Below are 255 nucleotides of genomic sequence, written 5' to 3'. Positions count from 1 at the left end.
GACACCAGTACCGTTCCGCAACTTCGTGGCACAGGCGCGTCTGGGCGTGAGCCAGGCGGAGCATGAGGCTTATTTCCGCAGTCTGCTGGGTGACGTGGACGAACCAACCGCACCGTTCGGCCTGACCGACATTCAGGGTAATGGCGCCGATGTGCGTGAAGTGCGCCAGCGGCTGGATGACGATCTGGCGCTCGCCATCCGCCAGCAGGCGCGCCGTCATGGCGTAAGTGCTGCCGCGCTGTGCCATCTGGCGTG

Annotated in this window: 1 protein-coding gene; it reads left to right on the top strand. The window is 65.1% G+C overall.

Annotation, left to right across the window (positions count from 1 at the left end; all coding sequences use genetic code 11):
- Nucleotides 1-255, top strand: a 255-nt coding sequence (locus tag ACZ9W6_RS17710) for a hypothetical protein (protein WP_465192500.1), incomplete at both ends; no start/stop codon positions are given.

The organism is Vogesella lacus, assembly GCF_979366295.1.
Note: the sequence above shows the minus strand (reverse complement) of the source record. Positions and strands in the feature narration are given on the sequence as shown.